The organism is Stenotrophomonas sp. YJH_SMC_130, from assembly GCF_059369035.1.
Map to the genome: position 1 here is coordinate 23,610 of NZ_JCAFSH010000012.1, position 18,351 is coordinate 41,960.

Consider the following 18,351-nt stretch of genomic DNA (forward strand, 5'->3'; position numbering starts at 1 on the left):
CCGCGATCGTTGCACACGGCGGACTGCTCTGTTGCGCCGGATGTGTTTGACCTGAACCTGGGTTGAGGTTGCAGACTGCAGCACAGTTCCACAACGCCTAGCGCAGGTAGTACTCCACCGGCACCACCAGTTCCTGTGGTGCCTTCAGTTCATCGGGAATGGGCGGTAGTGGCTGCGCGCGGCGGAAGGTCTGCAGTGCGGCGCCGTCAAGCATCGGTTGGCCGCTGGACTGCTCCAACCGCAGGGCCAGCAGGCGTCCCTCGCGATTGATGCTGGCCCTGACCCAGGCAGTGCCCTGCTGGCGCCGTGCGCGGGCCGCAGCAGGGTAGTAGCGATAGCGCTCCAGCCGCGCCATCAGGCGGGCTTCCCACTGGTCGCTGGCGGCGCCGGCCTGGAAGTCCGCCGGTGGGGCGTCGGGAGCGGGCGGCGCGGCCGTGACCGATGCCGGTGCGGGACTTGCATCGGTCGCGGCCGCAGGCGGGGCGACCGGCAGGGCTTGCCGGCCAGCGCCACCGCGTTCGCTGGCGGCTACCTCGCCCTCGCGTGCGGCGGTGGGTTTCGGTGGAGGGGGCGACTTCGTGGGTTGGGATGCGCGGGCCTGCTGCGCCTGGCTGGGGGTGTCGGCCTGGCGTTCTTCCAGTGGCTGCGGCGGCGTTGCCGGTGCCAGCAGGCGCAGGCTGATACGCACGTCCTTCTCCGGCGGCGGCGGCAATGGCGGCGCGGCCACCCAGTGCACCAACAGCAGCAGGGGCAACAGGTGAAGCCCGATGCTGATGGCGATCGCCTGCCAGTGTTGGCCGCGCTCACTCATCGTCCAGCACCCATAGCAGGTCGGCGTCGGCCGCCTCGACGGATTCACCGGGCGAGGCCAGTGCGATCACCAGCGCCGGTGTGTCCGCTGGCAGGTAGCCCGGCACGCCGGTACCGCGCAGTACATGCCAGCGACCGGCCAACAGCAGCGTGGGTGCCGGTGCCTCGGTCATTACCTGTGCCATGCGCGTGTCGCGGGCCTGTTGCACGGCCAGCATCCCTTCCAGCATCGGTGCTGCGTCCGCATGCTGGGCCAGCACCACGGCCGACAGGCGGTGCCGTGCGGTGGGCATCGGGAACCGTACCGACCTGTCGGAAGCGAGCAACGCATTGACCTCGGCACGCGCCAGGTTGCCGCCGAGCAGGGGAATGCCGGTAGCGGTGGCGTCCTGTACCAGCCCGCCATAGGCCACCCACGGCCAGCGTGTATCCCAGCCCAGCAGCTCCTGCAGGCGCGCACCGTCGGCATGGTTGCCGTTGGCCAGCCAGCGCTGCACCCGCTGCAGGCGCGGCTGGCGTTCGCTGGCAATCATCTCCAGTACCAGCGCGCCTTGTGGACGCTGCTGCTGCAGCGCGTGCAGCAGCCAGCGCTGGGCGGTGTGGTCACCGGCCAGATCGTGGCGTTCGCCCAGCAGCACTCGCGGGGCATTCGCTGCGCGCTTCACGAATGCGGCTTCGTCCAGGGGCTGGCCACTGGCCAGGTCGATCACCGTGCCGGGCATCGGCTGCGCGCTGACCATTGCGGCCAGCGCAAGCAGGCAGAGCGGCAGCCAGCGACGGCTAGAACGCCACATTGACGCCCATCGAGACGGTGCGGCCACGGCCGTTGCCGCGGTCCAGGATCGGGCTGAAGATGCTGTCGATCGAGGCATTGTTGTCATAGGCTTTGTTCTGCAGGTTTTCGATGTTCAGCCACAGGGTGGTGTTGGGCTGGGGCTTGAAGCTGGCGTAGAAGTCGAGGAGTACACCGGTGCCACCGGTCTTGCGGGTCTGGAAGAAGTCGTAGCCTTCCTCGGTGGGCCCGGAGTACTCGGCACGCAGTCCGGCCTGCACGCGCTGCTGCCACCAGCGGCCGCCCACGTCCAGCGTCCAGTAGCGGTCGGGCAGGGCGGTGATGTCTTCCAGGTTGACGAATTCGATGGCGGGCGCGCTGGTGTGCGAGCGGGTCCAGCTCAGCGTCGCGTGGTAGTGCGCGCTGGCGTAGTGCGCTTCCAGCTCGATACCGCGCATGCGCACCACGCCCGGGTGGTTCATCCAGCGCGTGGTGGTGCTGAAGTCGTCCACGTCCAGTGCGTCGGTCCAGGCAGTGAGCTGCGGATCGCTGTCGATCGGTACCACGACTGGCTCCACTTCCGGTGGATGCACGATCAGCAGGTATTGCGGCTTGATGTAGTCGCGGATGCGGTTGTCGAAGCGGGTGACCCGCAGCTGGGCCAGGTCACCGTCGACCAGCAGCGAGTCGGTGCTGAGGTTGGCGCCGAACTGCAGGTTGCGCGAGCGCTCGCGGCGCAGGAATGGGTTGGCGCCGACGCCATCGGCATCGCTGATGCCTTCCAGTGGGATCTTCTCGAAGAACATCTCCTGGACGCGTGGCGGCCGCGAGGTGCGCGAGACTTCAGCGAACAGTTGCAGCCAGTCGGTGGCCTGCCATGAATCCGCCAGGCTGGGGCTGAGCGCGTGCTGGGTGCGGCGCACGTCGATGCCGCCGCCATTGATCTCCGCGCACTGGCCGGGGACATCCGAGCACACCGGGATGTGGCCACGGATGCCGAAGCGGTCCTGGCGCAGGCCTGCGGTCAGCGCGTAGACGTCGTACTGCAGTTCCAGCGTGCTGAACACGCTGTCCAGCTGGCTGCGGCCCTGCGGGTTGGCGCCGCGCAGGGTGGGGGTGTCGGCCACATGGATATCCGACTGGTGCTTGATGCCGGTGTTCCAGCGGGCCTGCAGCGCGCCGATATCGAAGCGGCTGGTGTTGTCGAGGGTCCAGCTGCTCAGGCTGCTGTGGGTGCGGCGACCGATGTAGCTGGAATCCTCCACGGGCGGATAGAACAGCCGGGTCTTGTTGCTGGCAAAGGTCGCGCGCAGGTCGATCCACGGCGAATAGGGCGTGTAGTGGTAGCTGGCGCGCTGGTTGCGTGCGGAAATCTGCCACGGGTAGTTGTGGTAGAAGTCGTTTTCGTAATGCATGTGGCTCAGGTCCAGCCGATGCTGGTCGCTCGGCTGCAGGCGTGCTTTCAGCAGCCAGCTGCTGGGCTGCTGGCTGCCCGGGTCGGCGTCGTTCTTCTGCCCCCGCGCGGTGGCGTATTCGCTGCTGCGGCTGCTGCTGGCAGCGGCCAGCAGGCCGAACTGGCGATCACCGCCGTCCTCGCTGTGGCGCCAGGCGCCGGCGAAGGTGCGTCCATTGCCGTAGCCGTTGTTGCCGTGGCGGTAGCCTGCACGCAGGCCCCAGTCACGGTCTTCACCGAGCAGGTCATCGATATCCAGTGTGCGGAAATTGGCACTGCCGGCCAGCGTGCCTGCGCCATCACCACCGGCGACCGCACCGCGTTGCACGTCCACGCCGGCCAGCAGGAACGGGTCGACGTAGGCGAACGGACCACCGGAGCCATGGCCCGCGTTGTTGCGGAAGGTCTGGGTGACACCATCGATCATGGTGTTGACCCGCCCGGCGCCAGTCATGCCGCGGATGTTGACCTGCAGGCCGGGCTGGCTGCGCGAATGGAAGCTGTGGGTGCCGGGCATCGAGCGCAGCAGGCTGTTGCCGTCCTGGCGCTCGGCCATGGCTACGCGTTCGCTGCCGACGGAGGGCGCGAAGCCATCTCGGATGGCCGGCACGTACTGGCTGGCACCGGCGCTGGGGGCGTGGCGGCGCGCGGTATCGCCCTGTACGCGCAGCGGGCCGGTTCGACGGCTGCCGTCGGTGGGTTCGGCCGGCGCCGGTTCCAGCGTTGCACGGCGTGTGTCGATGAAGCGGGGGCGCAGGCCGCTGCCGACCAGCAGGCGCGACAGCGCCTGCGCATCATCGAACTGTCCGCGCAGCGCCGGTGCCGTCTGGCCACTCGGCAATGCCGCCCCGATCACCAGATCGACACCGGTCAGCCGGCTGTACGCATCCAGCGCGCTGGCCAGCGGTTGTGCAGGAAGATCGAAGTGGCGCGTGACGGTCTGCGCGTGCGCGCTGGCCGACAACAGTGGAAGCGGAATGGCGCAGGCCAGTGACAGGGCGAGGACAAGGGGGCGGTGAAACGGCATCGGGAGCTCCAGGGGCTGACGCAGCGCGTCGTCATCCTGGGTAGACGCAGCGGCAGGGCCGATGTCAGGGTGCATCGCGATGTCCCCTGCGTGGCGGCAGCCACACCTGCACGCCCGCGCCCAGGCGGAGCACGCGCACACGCAGCTGTGTGGCCAGCTGGTCGCGGCTGCGCGCCGCGCCGTCGGCGCTGCCGAGCAGGGTGACCGGCTGCTGGCGCAGCTGTGCGCCGATGATCCAGGTGTGGCCGCCATGCCAGCGATCCAGGCCCTGGGTGACCTCGGTCAAGGGTGCGGAGACCCAGTGCAGGCGCCGCTCGCGCCAGGCCAGGGCAGCCCCCTCCGCTGGAAGCAGCGTGGCGGATGCCTTCGCGTCGAATCGCATCTGCTGCCCTTCGGATGCTTGGCGGGTGCTGCTGCCGGACACCACGTTGACGCGGTGCTCGGTGACCGTGACCACGCTGTCGCCGCGCAGTACCGCCAGATCGAACGCGGTGCCCAACGCGGTGACGGTACCGTGCGGGGTATGCACCTGGAACGGTCGCGCAGCGTCGGCGCTGACCTGGAACCAGGCCTGGCCGCGCTCCAGCTGCAGCTGTCGGCGCTGTGCATCGATGCGGACATGGACTTCGCTGCCGGGCGAGAGCAGTACGCGCGAGCCATCCGGCAGTACTTCTTCGCGGATCTCGCCTGCCGCCGTCCGCATCGTCTGCGCGGCCGGTGGCGCGGCTTGGTGGGTATACAGGCCGAACGCACAGAGCAGCAGCACGGCCGTACCGGCGTCGCGCAGGCGCCGGCGCTGCCGCCGGAGCTGGTGCCGCTGCAGGCTGGGTGTTGCATCACCGGCCAGCCAGAGCGCCTGCAGGTGCTGGTACTGCGCGGCGTGGCGCGCATCGGCGTGGTACCACTGGCTGAACGCACGCTCGTCACGGCCGCCGTCGCGGCCGTCCAGCCACCAGCGTGCGGCCTCGCGCGCGATCGCCTCCTGGCTCATGCGCCGGGTACCTGCTGCAGCGCGACCAGCGCACGCAGCAGATGGCCGTGCGCGGTCTGCCGGCTGATCCCCAGCTGTCGGCCGATCTCTACCAGTGCCATCTGCTCCACCCGTGCCAGCAGGAACACCTGGCGCGACCGGGGCGGCAAGGCGGCAATGACCGCGTCGAGGTGGCGCAGCTGTTCGGCATCGAGCAGGCGCTGCTCCGGAAGGGGCGAAGGATCAGCGATGGCGAGCAGCTGCGCGTCATCCAGAGCGTCTTCGCGCCGGCGTTGGCGTTGCCGGTAATGATCGGCGATCAGGTTGTGGGCGACGCGGTACAGGTAGGCGCGGCCATTGCTCAGCAGGCCACTGGCGGCGATTCTGACGACGCGCAGCCAGGTTTCCTGGACGACGTCATCGGCGTCGCTGCGTTGCGGGAGTTTACGGCGGACATGGGCGTGCAGCGGCCGGTAGTGGGCCGCGCACAGCTGCGCGACATCCGTCGGTTCGACAGGCGTGGACACGGGGCGGGCGACAACTGGGAAAGGGAAAACAGCCCGCGGCGGCAAGGGCAGCGGCTGCACCTTACAGCAAAAGAGAATCATTTGCATCCATGAGCGCAAGGCGCGGCATGCATGGCCGACTGCGAGGTCAGCGCGGACGATAATCGCAGTGGATCTGCAGGGCTTCGGTGGGGTTGCGATGCAGCTCGAAACCGCAGTGCTGGAGGCTGCGCTTCACCCGGGCGATCGCTTCGGCATGGCGGGCGGTGCGACGATGCTGCCAGCGCGGCGGGGTGAACACGCCCAGTGGCAGCAGCCGTAGCCGCTTGCCGTGCAGTACCACTGAGACATCGATATGACGGCCATCGATGTCGTGGCCGTTGGCGCCGAAGATGGCATCGACTTCATCATGGCGCTGCGGATAGCAGGCGCGGAACACTGCGATGCCGAGCCAACGCACGCCACGACGGAAGCTGCCGAGCCGGCTGTGGCTGGGTTCGAAGCCGCGCGTGACGAGCAGGCGCAGCCCGGCAGGCAGCAATGCCTGCGCGTCGAGCAGGCGTTGCAGTACCTCTTCTTCCAGCTGGATGCGGGTGGAGGGCCAGCGCGGTGCGATGAGCAGTCCGTGGTGGCGGCCGCGTTGCAGGGTCAGCATGGGTCAAGCCTCGCATGCGGGCGAACAGCCGGGGGTAGTGCCGGCAAATCTGTTCCCCGTCGGGTGCCGGCCAGCGGCCGGCACTACCGTGATGATCGTCAGAGGTCGCGGTACAGGATCTGCGAAGCCAGTACGCGCAGGCCATCGGCATTGCTGGACAGGATGCGCTCTTCGCTGATGCCTTTCTGCCGTTTCAGCTGGAAGCCCTGGGCTGCAGGCAGCTGCGCGGCGATGCTGTCCATGCGCTGCAGGGCATCAGGCCCGCTGCAGTCGAAGTGGCCCCAGTAGGCGCCATCGCGGTGAATCTGCAATCGGTAGTTCATCGCGGTAGCTCCGGCAGGTCCTGCAGCCAATGGTCGAACATCGCGGTGGCGGCCGCGGCCAGTGGCGCGCCATAGCGACGCGCCTGCGTGCGCAGGTCGTTCGGATCGATGCCGGCCTGGGCCAGTTCCAGGGTGTGACCGATCAGCCAGCGCTCGAACTGGCGCGCGTCCAGCTCCGGATGGCATTGCAGTGCCAACGCATGGTTACCGATGGCAAAGGCCTGGTGGCGGCAGGCCGGCGTGCTGGCCAGGCGGCGTGCACCCGCCGGGAGTTCGAACGCCTCGCCATGCCAATGCAGTACCGGAATGCCCTGCAGGGCCTGCAGTGGCGAGCGCTGGCCGTCATCGGTGAGCAGCAGTGGCGCAAAGCCGATCTCCTTGCCACCACTGGCGGCGACGTCGGCACCGAGTGCACGCGCCATCAGCTGCGCGCCCAGGCAGATGCCCAGCGTGGGCCGCTGCTGCTGCAGCCGACATTGCAGCAGCGCGATGCTGTCATTGAGGAAGGGATAGAGATCAACGTCGTTGACGCTGACCGGACCGCCCAGCACCACCAGCAGATCGGCGGCTTCGGCCGGAACGAGGGCGTCGACACCGGCTTGCAGCACCTGCAGCTGCCAGCCCTGTGCCATCAGCAGAGGCTGCAGGGTGCCGAGGTCTTCAAAGGCGACGTGTTGCAGGACGACCGCGTGCTTCATGCCAGGGCTCCATTGCTGGGCCAGTAGAAACTGTCCGGGGTGGCGCGTGCGCCGAAGATGGCCTGCCCGACGCGGACCACGGTGGCACCTTCCTCGATGGCCACTTCGAAGTCACCGGACATGCCCATCGACAGCTGCGACAGGTCGATGCCGGGAGGTGCAGTGCGCTGCAGCTGGTCGCGCAGTTCGCGCAGGCGCACGAAGCAGGCACGCACGCGCTCGACCTCGGGGGTGAAGATGGCCAGCGTCATCAGGCCGCGTACGTGCAGGCGGTCGAACGCTGGAAGATGCTGCACAAAGGCCTCGACGGCAGCGGGTTCCAGACCGTACTTGCTGGGTTCGGCGGAGGTGTTGACCTGTACGAACACATCGAGCGTGCGGTCTTCCAGCTGCAGGCGCTGCTGCAGCGCTTCGGCCACGCGCAGGCTGTCAAGCGCCTGGAACTCGCTGGCGAAGCGCGCCACGTAGCGCGCCTTGTTGGTCTGCAGATGCCCGATCACCGACCAGTGCACGCCCAGATCGGCCATCGTCTCGGCCTTGCGCTGCGCCTCCTGCACCTTGTTCTCGCCCAGCTCGCGGCAACCGGCGGCCACCGCCATGCGGATGCGGGCGTCATCGACGGTCTTGCTGACCGGCAGCAGGCGCACGCTGGCCGGGTCCCGGCCGACGCGGGCGCAGGCAGCGGCGATGCGTTGGCGCACCGTGACCAGGTTGGCGGCGATCTGTTCAACGGACTGGGCGATGGGCCAGTCGGCGGCGGCAAGGGGCATGCGGGCACCTCCAATGCAGGATGGCCAGGGTGGGATACACTGGCACAGGACAAGAATTATTTTGGCATAGGACAAAATGAAAATCACCGGGCATAGCGCCGAGTCGATCTTCGACAGCATCCGTGATGGCATCGGCAAGGGCCGCCTGCCGGCGGGCAGCGTGCTGCCGCCGGTGCGCGAACTGGCCGATCAGCTGGGGGTCAATCGCAACACCGTGGCTGCTGCCTACAAGCGACTGGATGCGGCCGGCCTGGCCAGTACCGCGGGCCGACGCGGCACGGTGGTGCGTGGCCTGCCGCCGACGCTGGCGCGCGAGGGCAGTACGCCGGGGTTGGCGCTGCAGGACCTGGCCGGTGGCAACCCGGATCCTCGCCTGCTGCCCAGCCTGCGCCTGGCCCCGGCGGCGCCACGGCTGTATGGCGTGGGCACGGTCGACCCGAGGTTGCAGGCGTTGGCACGCGCCTCGCTGGATGCGGATTGCCCCGAGGGGTACGCGCTGGAGCTGACCCATGGCGCGGTCGATGGCATCGAGCGCCTGTTGGCGGCATGGCTGCTGCCGGGGGATCGCATCGCGGTGGAGGATCCATGCTTCCTCGGCAGCCTCAATGTGCTCAATGCCGTGGGCCATGCGCCGTTGCCGGTGACGGTGGATGCGCATGGCATGCAGGTTGAATCGCTGCGACAGGCGCTGGAGGCCGGGGCACGCGCGGTGCTGCTGACCCCGCGTGCGCACAACCCGACCGGGGCCAGCCTGGATGCGAAGCGGGCACGGGCGTTGCGCCAGCTGCTGACGGCCTACCCGCAGGTGGCGGTGCTGATCGATGACCACTACGCACTGCTCTCGCAGCAGGCCTACCACTCGGTACTGCCGCTGGATGGCCGGCGCTGGGCGCTGCTGCGTTCGCTGTCCAAGCCGCTCGGCCCCGACCTGCGCCTTGCCTGGCTGGCCTGTGATGACGAGACCGCGATGCGGTTGCGGTTGCGGTTGGCGTCCGGCATCGGCTGGGTCAGTCATCTGTTGCAGGATGCCGCCACTTCGGTGCTGGCCTCGGCGCCGCAGCGGGCGAAGATCGCCTCGGCAGGCGAGCGGTACCAGCAGCGCCTGCAGTCGCTACAGGAACTGCTGCGCGCGCGTGGCGTGCCGACGCCGTTGCCGATGGAGGGATTGAACCTGTGGCTGCCGTTGCCGGCCGACAGCCATCCACAGGTACTGGCGCTGGCTGCGCGCGGATGGCATGTGCGTGCTGGCGAAGTGTTTGCGGTGGCTGCACCAGGGCATGGCCTGCGCATCACCTGCGCGGCGCTGGGGGCGGCGCAGCTGCGGCAGCTGGCCGATGACCTGGCGGCGGTGTGTGGGGTATAGCGCCCAGCCATGCTAGACGCTGCTTCGCCTTGTAGAGCCGAGCCATGCTCGGCTGCTGTTGGTAGAAGCAGCAGAGCATGGCTCGACGCTACAGGGGCGAAACAAAGTCGAGCATGGCTCGACGCTACAGAAGCAGATCAGGGCGCGGCGTTGGCGCCGGGGCGCACGTAGTAGGACTGGCCACTGTCATCGACGAACATCAGCTCCGGCTTGCCCTGCCAGGAGGTGAGCATGGCGCCGGTATTGTTCTGGTGCTTGACCATCAGGCTGGCGCCACGGTCCGGGTTGGCGACGACCTTGAAGACTTCGGTGGTGCCGGTGGCATCGTCCAGAGTGAGCAGGGCTTCGCCGCCGCGGTCGCTGGTGCCATAACCGCCGCGCTCGGAACCGTCGGGGCCAAGCAGGATCAGGCCGGACAGCGCGGTTGCACGCGGTCCTTGGGGGCGGCCCCTGCTGAGGGGGTCCGGCACCGGCGCGCCGAGGATCAGCCGTGGTTGCCCAGTGCCATCGTGGATGACCAGGCCGCGCGCTTCGATGATCCGCTCAGGCGATTGGCTGCGATGCAGGCTCCAGGCGGTCCAGCCGGAAACGAGCAGGGCAAGGGTCGAGACCACCAGGGTGGTCAGCAGCAGCACACGGGGCATCGGGTCGTCCTTCCTTGGATAGGCCGACGATAGCGGATGCCGGCGGGCAAAGGCCAGTTCGTTGTGTGACGATCTGTATCGTCAGTGGAAATCGCGGCTGTGGCTGCGCAGTCCCTGCAGCAGCTCATCCAGGCAGTGCATGCGCTGCACGATGACATGCTGCACGCCATCAACGCGCTCCAGGCGGCCATCGATCTGCATCAGCTGGGTGTCGACCAGCACCCGGTGCTGGCGGTCGGCCAGGTGGCGCCAGACCACGGCGTTGACCATGCCGGTCTCGTCTTCAAGGGTGAGGAAGGTAACGCCACTGGCGGTCTGCGGGCGCTGGCGCATGCGCACCAGTCCGGCGATGCGCACACGGCGGCCGTGGCCGTGCCCGGCCAGCTGTGCGGCATCCAGGCAGCCACGACTGCGCAGCTGCGCGCGCAGGAACGAGATCGGGTGGCGGCCGAGGGTGGTGCCCGTGCTGCGGTAGTCGGCCTGCATGTCCTCCCAGGCGCTGGGCAGTGGCAGAGGCACGCGGGCTTCGGCAGTGGCACGGGCCTGGTCGAACAGCGGCAGCCGGTTCTCTACGCCCGAGATATCCCAGCGTGCACGATGGCGATGGCCGCTGAGCCCGCGCAGTGCCCCGGCATCGGCCAGCAGGCCTTGCTGGCGGCGGTCCAGCGCGGTGCGCTGGCACAGGTCGCCGACGTCGTCGAACGGGCGCCGCGCGCGCTCGCGCATGATGGCCTGCACGGCATCTTCGTTGCAGCCGTCGATCAGGCGCAGGCCCAGACGGATCGCCGCCGGCCCCCTGCTGAAGTCCAGCGTGCAGTCCCAGTCGCTGTGGCGTACGTCCACGGGAAGAACGGTTATGCCATGCCGCCGCGCGTCCTGCAGCAGCTGGTCGGGGCTGTAGAAGCCCAGCGGCTGGCTGTTGATCAGGCTGGCGGTGAACGCGGCCGGGTGATGGCACTTCAGCCAGCAGCTGGCATAGGTCAGCAGGGCGAAACTGGCGGCGTGGCTTTCCGGGAAACCGTAATCGCCGAACCCCTTGATCTGCTCGAACAGGTGCTCGCCGTATTCGCGGCTGAAGCCGTTCTTCAGCATGCCGGACAGCAGCTTCTCGCGATGCGGCTCCAGGCCGCCACGGCGTTTCCATGCGGCCATCGAGCGGCGCAGGGCATCGGCCTGGCCCGGCGTGTAGCCGGCCGCTTCCACCGCCAGCTGCATGACCTGTTCCTGGAACAGTGGCACGCCCAGCGTACGCGCGAACACGCGTTCCAGCCGCGCTGGATAGAGTGGATTGTCTGGAACGTTCAACGCGTCAGGACCCTGCTCGCGCAGGATCCTTCGCCGTTCCAGGTAGGGGTGCACCATGTCACCCTGGATCGGGCCAGGGCGCACGATCGCCACCTCGATCACCAGGTCATAGAATTCGCGTGGCTGCAGGCGCGGCAGCATCGCCATCTGCGCGCGCGACTCGATCTGGAATACGCCGATGGTGTCGGCGGCGCAGATCATGTCGTAGGTGGGCTTGTCGTCATCCTCGATCGCATCCATGCGTCCACTGTGCAGGCCATGCTGCTTCAGCATCGCCAGACATTTGCGGATGGCGGTGAGCATGCCCAACGCCAGGCAGTCGACCTTCATCAGGCCGGTGGCATCGAGGTCGTCCTTGTCCCACTGGATGACGGTGCGGTCGGCCATCGCTGCGTTCTCCACCGGTACCAGCGTCGACAGCGGGTGCTCGGAGATCACGAAACCGCCCGGGTGCTGCGACAGGTGGCGCGGGAAATCGATCAGCTCTGCGGTGAGTGCCAGCAGCCGCCGCATCAACGGCGTGTCCGGATCGAAGCCACGCTCGCGCAGGGTTTCCGGCAGCGGGATGTTGCCGCCCCAGTGGTCCATCGCCGCGCCCAGTTCGTTGACCTGGTCCATCGGCAGGCCCAGTGCGCGGGCCACGTCGCGGATCGCGCTGCGACCACGGTAGCTGATCGCCACCGCGGTCAGTGCGGCGCGCTCGCGGCCGTAGCGCTTGAACACGTACTGCAGCACCTCCTCGCGACGCTCGTGCTCGAAGTCGATGTCGATATCCGGTGGTTCGTCGCGCTCGGCGGAGATGAAGCGCTCGAACAGCAGGTTGCTGCGTGCCGGGTCGATCTCGGTCACGCCCAGCACGAAGCACACCGCCGAGTTGGCCGCTGAGCCACGGCCCTGGCAGAGGATGTCCTGGCTGCGCGCAAAGCGCACGATGTCCTGCACGGTGAGGAAATACGAGGCGTAGTTCTTCTGCTTGATCAGCGCCAGTTCGTGCTCGATCTGCGTGCGTTGCTTCGCTTCGATGCCGCCTTTCCAGCGCCACCGGATGCCGCGCTCGACCAGCACGCGCAGCCAGCTGTCCGGATCGTGTCCTTCGGGCACCAGCTCGCGCGGATAGGTGTACTGCAGCTGTTCCAGGGTGAAGTGGCAGCGCTCGGCGATGCGCAGGGTTTCAGCCAGCAGTTCGGGCGGATACAGCTGGGCCAGCGCGGTACGCGGGCGCAGGTGGCGCTCGCCATTGGGAAACAGGCGCCAGCCGGCCTCGGCCACGCTGCAGCGGTGGCGGATCGCGGTCAGTGTGTCCTGCAGGGCACGGCGGCGGCGCACGTGCATGTGCACATCGCCACTGGCGACCAGGGGCAGGCGGTGGCGTTCGCCGAAGGCCTGCAGCTGCTGCAGGCGGCGTGCGTCATCGTGTTCGCGGTGCAGTTCCACCGCCAGCCACAGCCGATCATCGAAGCCGGTGCGCAGCAACTCGAGATCGGTGGCGGATGGCTGCCGGTCCAGCCACAGGCACAACAAACCGTCGGGCAGGCCGAGCAGATCGTCGCGCAGGCAGCGGTATTCGCCCTTGGCAGCCCGCCGCCGACAGGTCGTGATCAACTGGCACAGCCCGGCATAGGCGGCCTGGTCGGTGCACAGCAGGGCCAGCTTCGGCCCGTCCTCGACCTGGAATTCGGCGCCGACGATCAGCGCCACGCCATGGGTCTTGGCTGCCTGCCAGGCGCGCACGATGCCGGCCAGCGAGCATTCGTCGGTGATCGCCAACGCGCGGTAGCCCTGGCCAGCGGCGCGCGCGAACAACTCTTCGGCGATCGAAGCACCGCGCTGGAAACTGAAGGCCGACAGGCAGTGCAGTTCGGCGTAGCCGGGCAGTTCGCTGTGCATGGCGGCTCAGCCGAACCAGCCGTGCAGCATCCACGGCGCATGCGGATCGTTGCGCACGCGGAAGGCCCAGCCGCGCTGGCCATGCGCGGTTTCCACCACGTAGTAGTCGCGGCGCGCGTCAGCCTGGTCCCACCAGCCCGATTCGATCCGCTCCGGCCCGGCGATGATGCGCAGGCGCGGGTCACGCAGCGGCTGTGGAGCGTCCAGCAGCCAACCGGGGCGCAGTGGCCAGTATGCCGGTGGCCTGGCCGCTGGCTGGCTGCCGCTGGCGCGTTCGGGGCGATGGTCGGCCTGCACTGCCAGCGGCTGCACGGCGTCATCGCCGAGCCGCGCGCGCAGGCGCTCACGCAGCTGGTTCCACGGCATCGCCTGCGCCGGACGGGTATCGAACAGGTCACGCGCGGCGGGTACGAACGGCGGCAGCTGTTCGGCCTGCAGGCGCAGTGCGCGGCTGCCGGCCGGCAGGGCGAACGCTTCCATGCGGTTGCGCGCGATCTCGAACAGCAACGCGGGATCGCGTTCGGGCGCCAACAGGCCGATGGTCAGCACGCTGGCCGGCAACAGGTCATGCTCGAAATGCAGGTCGAAGCGCTGCACGCCGCCATCGCGCGAGCACAGGAAGGCGGCCAGGTCGAGCAGCAGGCGGCGCAGCGGGAACAGCAGGGCCTGGCTGGATTCGATCTCGTACTCGAATTCGATGCGCGCATCGAAACGGTCGGGTGGCTGGTAGTAGCGCAATGGCGCGGTGGGCAGCCCGCGCAATGCATCCAGCTGCTGCAGGACCTCGGGGGCGAAGCGCCGGGCCAGGCTGTCGCGCGGCAGCTTGAGCACCGCGCCCAACGTGCGCAGGCCGGAGCGGCCGAGCACCGTCACCGCCTCGCTGGGCAGGCCGCAGCGCGCCAGGGGCAGCTGCGCCAGCACCGCCGGCAGTTGCTGCGCATCGATGCCGAGGCCATCGTGGACGTTGGCCAGCACGCGCGCGGCATGTGGGGTAGGCGCGGCCACCAGGCGGTGGCGGAAACCGAGTTCGTGCAGTTCATTGCGCAGGCGCTGCTGGATCGTCAGCCAGTCACCGAACAGGGCGCGGCTGGCACCGATTTCCAGCACCAGTGCATGCGGAAAATCGAGGCTGACCTGCGAGCTGTAGGCATAGGCCCAGCTGGCCAGCAGCTGCCGGGTGTGCTGTTCGGCATTGGGGTCGTAGTCGTGCAGGTGCATGTCCTGCACCAGTACCTGTGCAGCCGACAGCAGCATGCCCGGGCGCAACCCCGCGGCGCGTGCCGACGGGCTGACTGCACGCACTACGCGTCGCTGTGCCGGCCCCTGCAGCAGCACCAAGGGCCGCTGTTGGTCGGGCTGCAGGCGCAGCACGCTGTCCAGCGCCAACTGCGGCAACAACAGGCAGGCCCAGTGCATGGCGCGGCCTCAGTGGGCGATGGCCAGCGGCAACGGTTGTGCCGGCGGCAGGCCGCCACGGCACTTCAGCACCCGCACCTGGCCGTGGTCGAGCTGCAGGCGCAGGCTGGCCGGGGAGGGATTGCGCGCGGCCTGCGCCTCGCGGAACACGAAGCCCAGGCACTGGCCGCTGTCGGCGGCCACCTGCAGGCGGCGCAGGGCGCGGTCGTCGGCTTGATGCGGCCAGCACAGTACCGCCGCGCAGGCCGCAGAGCGCAGGCACTGTTCGGCGGCCCACAGTGCCTGCTTCGGCGCGGCGTGGATGATCTGCAACTGGCCCAGGTCCAGCCCGGCGGCGGCCCAGGCCGGGGCGTGCGGGCGATAGGGCGGGGCGACCAGGACGATCGGGCGGTCGCGCTGGCTCAGCCTGGCCAGTGCCGGCCATACCAGCGCCAGTTCGCCAACGCCTGGCACCGCCTGCAGTACCTCGCACAGTCCGCTGGCCGGCCAGCCACCGCCGGGCAGGCGTGCATCCAGTGCCGGATGGCCGCTGGCCAGATGGTCGCTGGCGGGGCCCTGGCGGGCCGGGCCACGCCACAGCTGGCGCCCGTCCAGCAGCCGGTCGAGGGCGACGACGGCACCCATCAGTCAGCCCTCCAGGGGAGGCGCCGGGCGGGCTGGAAACGGCAGGAACGGACGGAAACGGCGGGCATGGCGCGAGTATCGACGGACCGGTATCAGGGGCTGAGACCAGACATGCTACTCGCGTTGTAAGTAGAATTACTAATGAAATTGGAGGGTCCGGTTTCAGGTTGCTGAAGGGGGAAAGCATCCACGCATGGCGTGGATCTACTGGAGAGAGCCCCGGCAAATCCATGCCGCAGCCTGGTAGATCCACGCCATGCGTGGATAGCGGTAAAGCGCGGTGCCGACCAAGGTCGGCACCCACCCGGCATGGCCCGTTGCTACCCGGGGATGCCCCTGGTTACGGGCGCACCGGCAGCGCCACCGGGCGCAGCGGTGCGGCATCGCCACCGCGGATCTTCAGCGGGCCGCCGATGAAGGCGAATTCGTAGACCTTGTCGCGGGCCAGTTCGTCCAGCGCCACCAGCTCGATGATCGGCGCACCCTGCTGTGCCAGCAGGTAGGTGTGCAGCGGCACGTAGTCGTCGGACACCTCCGAAGGGAAGGTCTCGAAGCTGAGGTTGTCGGCACCGACGATCATCGCGCCGCCGTCCTCGACCAGGAAGCGTGCCGCGTCCAGGCCCATGCCCGGCGGGTTGGCCATGTAGGCCCTGGGCTGCTCGAACAGGCGCATGCGGCCGGTGCGGATCAGCACCACGTCGCCCTGCTGCAGTTTCACCTTCTGGCGTGCCAGCGCATCCTTCAGGTCCTGGCGGGTGACGCGGTAGCTGTCCGGCAGCATGTCCACGCCCTTGGCGCCGGCCACGTCGATCAGCACGCCACGCGCGATCAGCGGCGGGAACTTCTCGATGCCGGTGACATTCCAGCCACGGTCGCCGAGGTGCTTGTCGGCCTCGAAGCCGTTCCAGATCTTCCCGTGGATGCCGAAGTGGTTCAGCGCATCGATGTGGGTGCCGGTGTGGCTGTACATCGAGAACGCGGTGCCGGTGTAGCTGCGGGTGAGGTTCATGGCCTCGCCCACGCCCATCGGATCGTCCATCACTGTGCCGCGCGGGGTGTGGGTCATCCAGAACTGGTAGTGCGGGTCGCCGGCATCCTGCCAGCTGGGCATGCCGACGTAGTATTCGGTGGCCAGGTCATAGGCCTTGCCGCCGCTGACCCGCGACAGGATCGCGGCGCGCGAGGCTTCGGTGATCAGGTTGAGGCGGCCGATCTCGTCCTCCGGCCCCCAGGGGCTGGTGCCGACCTGCTGGCCGGAGGGAACGCGTTCGTGCGCGGATACGGTGGTGGAAGCGGCGGTGGCGGCCAGCAGCAGGGCCAGCGCGGTGGACAGGGTACGTGGGGTCATGGGGAAATCTCCTTGCAGGGTGGGGGAGGGTGCGGCTCAGGCCGCGACCAGGGGCGCCAGGGCCTGGCGCAATTGCGGCAGCGGCAGGGTCTGCAGGCGCAAGCCGTTGCCGCCGATCACGGTGGGGATGGACCGGATGCCGAGCGCGGCAGCGTCGGCGCGATCGGCCTGCACGCGCTGGCGCACCGCGTCGCTGCGCATGTGGTCAGCGAAGGCGCCACGTGGATGGCCCAGCGATTCGGCAATATCCAGCAGTACTTCCGCGTCGCCGATGTTGCGGTGCTGGTGCAGGTGCGCCCATTGCACCGCGTCGAACATCGCGCCATGGGCATCATTGCCACCGATCAGCCCTGCGGCCTGGCAGGCCAGTGCGCCGAGCCAGCCGGAGGGATACTCGAAGTCCTGTGCGCGCATGCCTTCGATATCGATGCGCGCGGTGTCCTCATGCGCGGCGCAGTCGGTCCAGTGGCGCAGGATGATCGCCTTGGCGCGCGCCATCGAGCCGAACACCTCGACCATCTGCGCGCGCGAGTCCTGCAGCACGAAGCTGCGGTGGCGCACCTGGATGCCGAGTTCGGCCGAGACCTGCTGCAGGCGCGGGGCCAGCACGAAGCACCAGCCGCAGACCACGTCGTGGAAGAAATCGACCACCGGCGCTGCGGTGGCGGGGGAAGGAACGGAAGACATCTGCCTGCCATCGGTGATAGGGGAGGCGGCAGAGTAGGCAGCGCGGCTTGGCCGAAACAGCACGCCGCGGGCAGCTCAGTTTTCGCTGGCGGTTACGAATCCAGGCCGGCGCAGCCGGGCAGCTCGGCGTGCAGGAAGTCGATGAAGGCACGCACCTTGGGCTGCAGGTGGCGCGAGGTGGGGTAGACCGCATGCACGAAGCGCGGCGGATAGCGGTGGTCGGGCAGCACCTGCTGCAGTTCGCCACGGGCCAGCGCTGGTGCCGCCAGGAACGAGGGCAGGGCGCCGATGCCCATGCCGGCCACCAGCAGGTCACGCAGCAGCAGGCTGTTGTTGACGGTCACGCGCGCCGGCAGGGTGATCGTCACCTGGCCATCCGGGCCGAGCAGCGGCCAACTGCCCGGTGAGTCGGACAGGCTGTAGGCCAGCACGCTATGGGCCTGCAGATCGCCTACTGCCTGGGGCGCCGGATGCTGCTGCAGGTAGGACGGCGCCGCGCACAGCACCTGCTGCAGCGAGGCCAGCCGGCGTGCCACCAGGCGTGAATCATCCAGCTCGGCACGCAGCCGCAGCGACACATCGAAACCCTCGCCGACTGCATCGAGCAGGCGGTCTTCCATCACCAGGTCCAGCGACAGCTGCGGATGCTGCTGCAGGAAGCGGGGCAGCAGCGGCGACAGCGTGCTCAGCGCGAACGACTGCGGCACATTGACGCGCAGGCGCCCGGTCACCTCGCCACGCTGCTCGGCGATGCCACGTTCCAATGCGTCCAGCTCGTCGAGCAGGCGGCAGCATTCACGGTAATAGGCGTGGCCGGTTTCGGTCAGGCTCATGCGCCGCGTGGTCCGCTGCAGCAGTACCACGCCCAGATGCGCTTCCAGCGTGCGCAGCTGTTTGCTGAGCCCGGCGGGCGACATGCCCAGGTCTTCGGCGGCGCGGGCCAGCCCGCCGCGTTCGACGATGCGGCGGAAGGCACGCATCAGGTTGAAGGAATCCATGCCGGTCCCGGGCGCGATGAGGGCGCCATTGTAGATCCACGCCATGCGTGGATGTGGGAAACGCGGTGCGGCAGGGTTGCGCCGTTTGTTCAAGC

The 18,351-nt window shown here is 68.7% G+C and carries 17 protein-coding genes; 1 reads left to right on the top strand and 16 read right to left on the bottom strand.

Going from position 1 to position 18,351, the window contains the following annotated elements; translation table 11 throughout:
- Window positions 1-97: 97 nt before the first annotated feature.
- From AC5P5V_RS13695 to AC5P5V_RS13735, 9 genes are all read right to left on the bottom strand, one after another.
- A complete protein-coding gene (locus AC5P5V_RS13695) occupies window positions 98-811 on the bottom strand; it encodes an energy transducer TonB family protein (RefSeq protein ID WP_154351022.1) in 714 nt (237 codons plus the stop codon).
- Complete coding sequence (locus AC5P5V_RS13700; RefSeq protein ID WP_134969453.1) at window positions 804-1,604, bottom strand: ChaN family lipoprotein; 801 nt, start codon at window positions 1,602-1,604, stop codon at window positions 804-806. The genes AC5P5V_RS13695 and AC5P5V_RS13700 overlap by 8 nt, the downstream gene beginning before the upstream one ends.
- Window positions 1,591-4,062: a TonB-dependent receptor gene (locus AC5P5V_RS13705; RefSeq protein WP_231352172.1), complete on the bottom strand. Its 2,472-nt coding sequence runs from the start codon at window positions 4,060-4,062 to the stop codon at window positions 1,591-1,593. Before AC5P5V_RS13705 ends, AC5P5V_RS13700 begins: the two co-directional genes overlap by 14 nt.
- A 64-nt stretch (window positions 4,063-4,126) precedes the next feature.
- Window positions 4,127-5,053 (bottom strand): FecR family protein, encoded by a 927-nt coding sequence (locus tag AC5P5V_RS13710; RefSeq protein WP_231352171.1) that lies wholly within the window; start codon window positions 5,051-5,053, stop codon window positions 4,127-4,129.
- Window positions 5,050-5,559: an RNA polymerase sigma factor gene (locus AC5P5V_RS13715; RefSeq protein WP_061479083.1), complete on the bottom strand. Its 510-nt coding sequence runs from the start codon at window positions 5,557-5,559 to the stop codon at window positions 5,050-5,052. Before AC5P5V_RS13715 ends, AC5P5V_RS13710 begins: the two co-directional genes overlap by 4 nt.
- A 127-nt stretch (window positions 5,560-5,686) precedes the next feature.
- Window positions 5,687-6,193, bottom strand: a complete 507-nt coding sequence (locus AC5P5V_RS13720) for a hypothetical protein (protein WP_061479084.1) — start codon at window positions 6,191-6,193, stop codon at window positions 5,687-5,689.
- A gap of 98 nt (window positions 6,194-6,291) precedes the next feature.
- Entirely contained in the window at window positions 6,292-6,516 is a 225-nt protein-coding gene (locus AC5P5V_RS13725; protein WP_061479085.1) for a hypothetical protein, read from the bottom strand.
- On the bottom strand, window positions 6,513-7,214 hold the full coding sequence (locus tag AC5P5V_RS13730) for a glutamine amidotransferase (RefSeq protein WP_231352170.1): 702 nt from the start codon (window positions 7,212-7,214) through the stop codon (window positions 6,513-6,515). The genes AC5P5V_RS13725 and AC5P5V_RS13730 overlap by 4 nt, the downstream gene beginning before the upstream one ends.
- Window positions 7,211-7,984, bottom strand: a complete 774-nt coding sequence (locus AC5P5V_RS13735) for a YggS family pyridoxal phosphate-dependent enzyme (RefSeq protein ID WP_134969159.1) — start codon at window positions 7,982-7,984, stop codon at window positions 7,211-7,213. The genes AC5P5V_RS13730 and AC5P5V_RS13735 overlap by 4 nt, the downstream gene beginning before the upstream one ends.
- A 76-nt stretch (window positions 7,985-8,060) precedes the next feature.
- Between AC5P5V_RS13735 and ptsJ the strand changes: the two genes are divergently transcribed.
- Window positions 8,061-9,347, top strand: coding sequence for a MocR-like B6 salvage transcription factor PtsJ (gene ptsJ, locus AC5P5V_RS13740; RefSeq protein ID WP_134969158.1), 1,287 nt, complete (start codon window positions 8,061-8,063; stop codon window positions 9,345-9,347).
- A 137-nt stretch (window positions 9,348-9,484) separates the two neighbouring features.
- Here the strand turns inward: ptsJ and AC5P5V_RS13745 are convergent, their stop codons facing one another.
- The 7 genes from AC5P5V_RS13745 to AC5P5V_RS13775 all read right to left on the bottom strand — a co-directional run bounded on the left by AC5P5V_RS13745 (window position 9,485) and on the right by AC5P5V_RS13775 (window position 18,301).
- A complete protein-coding gene (locus AC5P5V_RS13745) occupies window positions 9,485-9,991 on the bottom strand; it encodes a hypothetical protein (RefSeq protein ID WP_134969157.1) in 507 nt (168 codons plus the stop codon).
- Between the two features lie 81 nt (window positions 9,992-10,072).
- The gene (locus tag AC5P5V_RS13750) at window positions 10,073-13,183 is read right to left on the bottom strand and encodes an error-prone DNA polymerase (RefSeq protein ID WP_231352169.1); all 3,111 of its coding nucleotides are present in this window, start codon (window positions 13,181-13,183) and stop codon (window positions 10,073-10,075) included.
- 6 nt (window positions 13,184-13,189) lie between these two features.
- Window positions 13,190-14,599 carry a Y-family DNA polymerase gene (locus AC5P5V_RS13755; RefSeq protein ID WP_231352168.1) on the bottom strand — a complete coding sequence of 470 codons (1,410 nt, stop codon included), beginning with the start codon at window positions 14,597-14,599 and terminating at the stop codon, window positions 13,190-13,192.
- Window positions 14,600-14,608: 9 nt separating this feature from the next.
- A complete protein-coding gene (gene imuA, locus AC5P5V_RS13760; protein WP_061479092.1) occupies window positions 14,609-15,223 on the bottom strand; it encodes a translesion DNA synthesis-associated protein ImuA in 615 nt (204 codons plus the stop codon).
- Window positions 15,224-15,563: 340 nt separating this feature from the next.
- Complete coding sequence (locus AC5P5V_RS13765) at window positions 15,564-16,571, bottom strand: cyclase family protein (protein WP_061479093.1); 1,008 nt, start codon at window positions 16,569-16,571, stop codon at window positions 15,564-15,566.
- A 36-nt stretch (window positions 16,572-16,607) separates the two neighbouring features.
- Window positions 16,608-17,258, bottom strand: coding sequence for a DsbA family oxidoreductase (locus tag AC5P5V_RS13770; RefSeq protein ID WP_061479094.1), 651 nt, complete (start codon window positions 17,256-17,258; stop codon window positions 16,608-16,610).
- A gap of 92 nt (window positions 17,259-17,350) precedes the next feature.
- A complete protein-coding gene (locus AC5P5V_RS13775) occupies window positions 17,351-18,301 on the bottom strand; it encodes a LysR family transcriptional regulator (protein ID WP_181357914.1) in 951 nt (316 codons plus the stop codon).
- Between the last annotated feature and the right edge of the window lie 50 nt (window positions 18,302-18,351).

Bases quoted from the DNA above. Each gene is read 5' to 3' on its own strand.
- AC5P5V_RS13695 (WP_154351022.1), bottom strand. From the start codon at position 811: ATGAGTGAGCGCGGCCAACACTGGCAGGCGATCGCCATCAGCATCGGG.
- AC5P5V_RS13700 (WP_134969453.1), bottom strand. From the start codon at position 1,604: ATGTGGCGTTCTAGCCGTCGCTGGCTGCCGCTCTGCCTGCTTGCGCTG.
- AC5P5V_RS13705 (WP_231352172.1), bottom strand. From the start codon at position 4,062: ATGCCGTTTCACCGCCCCCTTGTCCTCGCCCTGTCACTGGCCTGCGCC.
- AC5P5V_RS13710 (WP_231352171.1), bottom strand. From the start codon at position 5,053: ATGAGCCAGGAGGCGATCGCGCGCGAGGCCGCACGCTGGTGGCTGGAC.
- AC5P5V_RS13720 (WP_061479084.1), bottom strand. From the start codon at position 6,193: ATGCTGACCCTGCAACGCGGCCGCCACCACGGACTGCTCATCGCACCG.
- AC5P5V_RS13725 (WP_061479085.1), bottom strand. From the start codon at position 6,516: ATGAACTACCGATTGCAGATTCACCGCGATGGCGCCTACTGGGGCCAC.
- AC5P5V_RS13730 (WP_231352170.1), bottom strand. From the start codon at position 7,214: ATGAAGCACGCGGTCGTCCTGCAACACGTCGCCTTTGAAGACCTCGGC.
- AC5P5V_RS13735 (WP_134969159.1), bottom strand. From the start codon at position 7,984: ATGCCCCTTGCCGCCGCCGACTGGCCCATCGCCCAGTCCGTTGAACAG.
- ptsJ (WP_134969158.1), top strand. From the start codon at position 8,061: ATGAAAATCACCGGGCATAGCGCCGAGTCGATCTTCGACAGCATCCGT.
- AC5P5V_RS13745 (WP_134969157.1), bottom strand. From the start codon at position 9,991: ATGCCCCGTGTGCTGCTGCTGACCACCCTGGTGGTCTCGACCCTTGCC.
- AC5P5V_RS13750 (WP_231352169.1), bottom strand. From the start codon at position 13,183: ATGCACAGCGAACTGCCCGGCTACGCCGAACTGCACTGCCTGTCGGCC.
- AC5P5V_RS13755 (WP_231352168.1), bottom strand. From the start codon at position 14,599: ATGCACTGGGCCTGCCTGTTGTTGCCGCAGTTGGCGCTGGACAGCGTG.
- imuA (WP_061479092.1), bottom strand. From the start codon at position 15,223: ATGGGTGCCGTCGTCGCCCTCGACCGGCTGCTGGACGGGCGCCAGCTG.
- AC5P5V_RS13765 (WP_061479093.1), bottom strand. From the start codon at position 16,571: ATGACCCCACGTACCCTGTCCACCGCGCTGGCCCTGCTGCTGGCCGCC.
- AC5P5V_RS13770 (WP_061479094.1), bottom strand. From the start codon at position 17,258: ATGTCTTCCGTTCCTTCCCCCGCCACCGCAGCGCCGGTGGTCGATTTC.
- AC5P5V_RS13775 (WP_181357914.1), bottom strand. From the start codon at position 18,301: ATGGCGTGGATCTACAATGGCGCCCTCATCGCGCCCGGGACCGGCATG.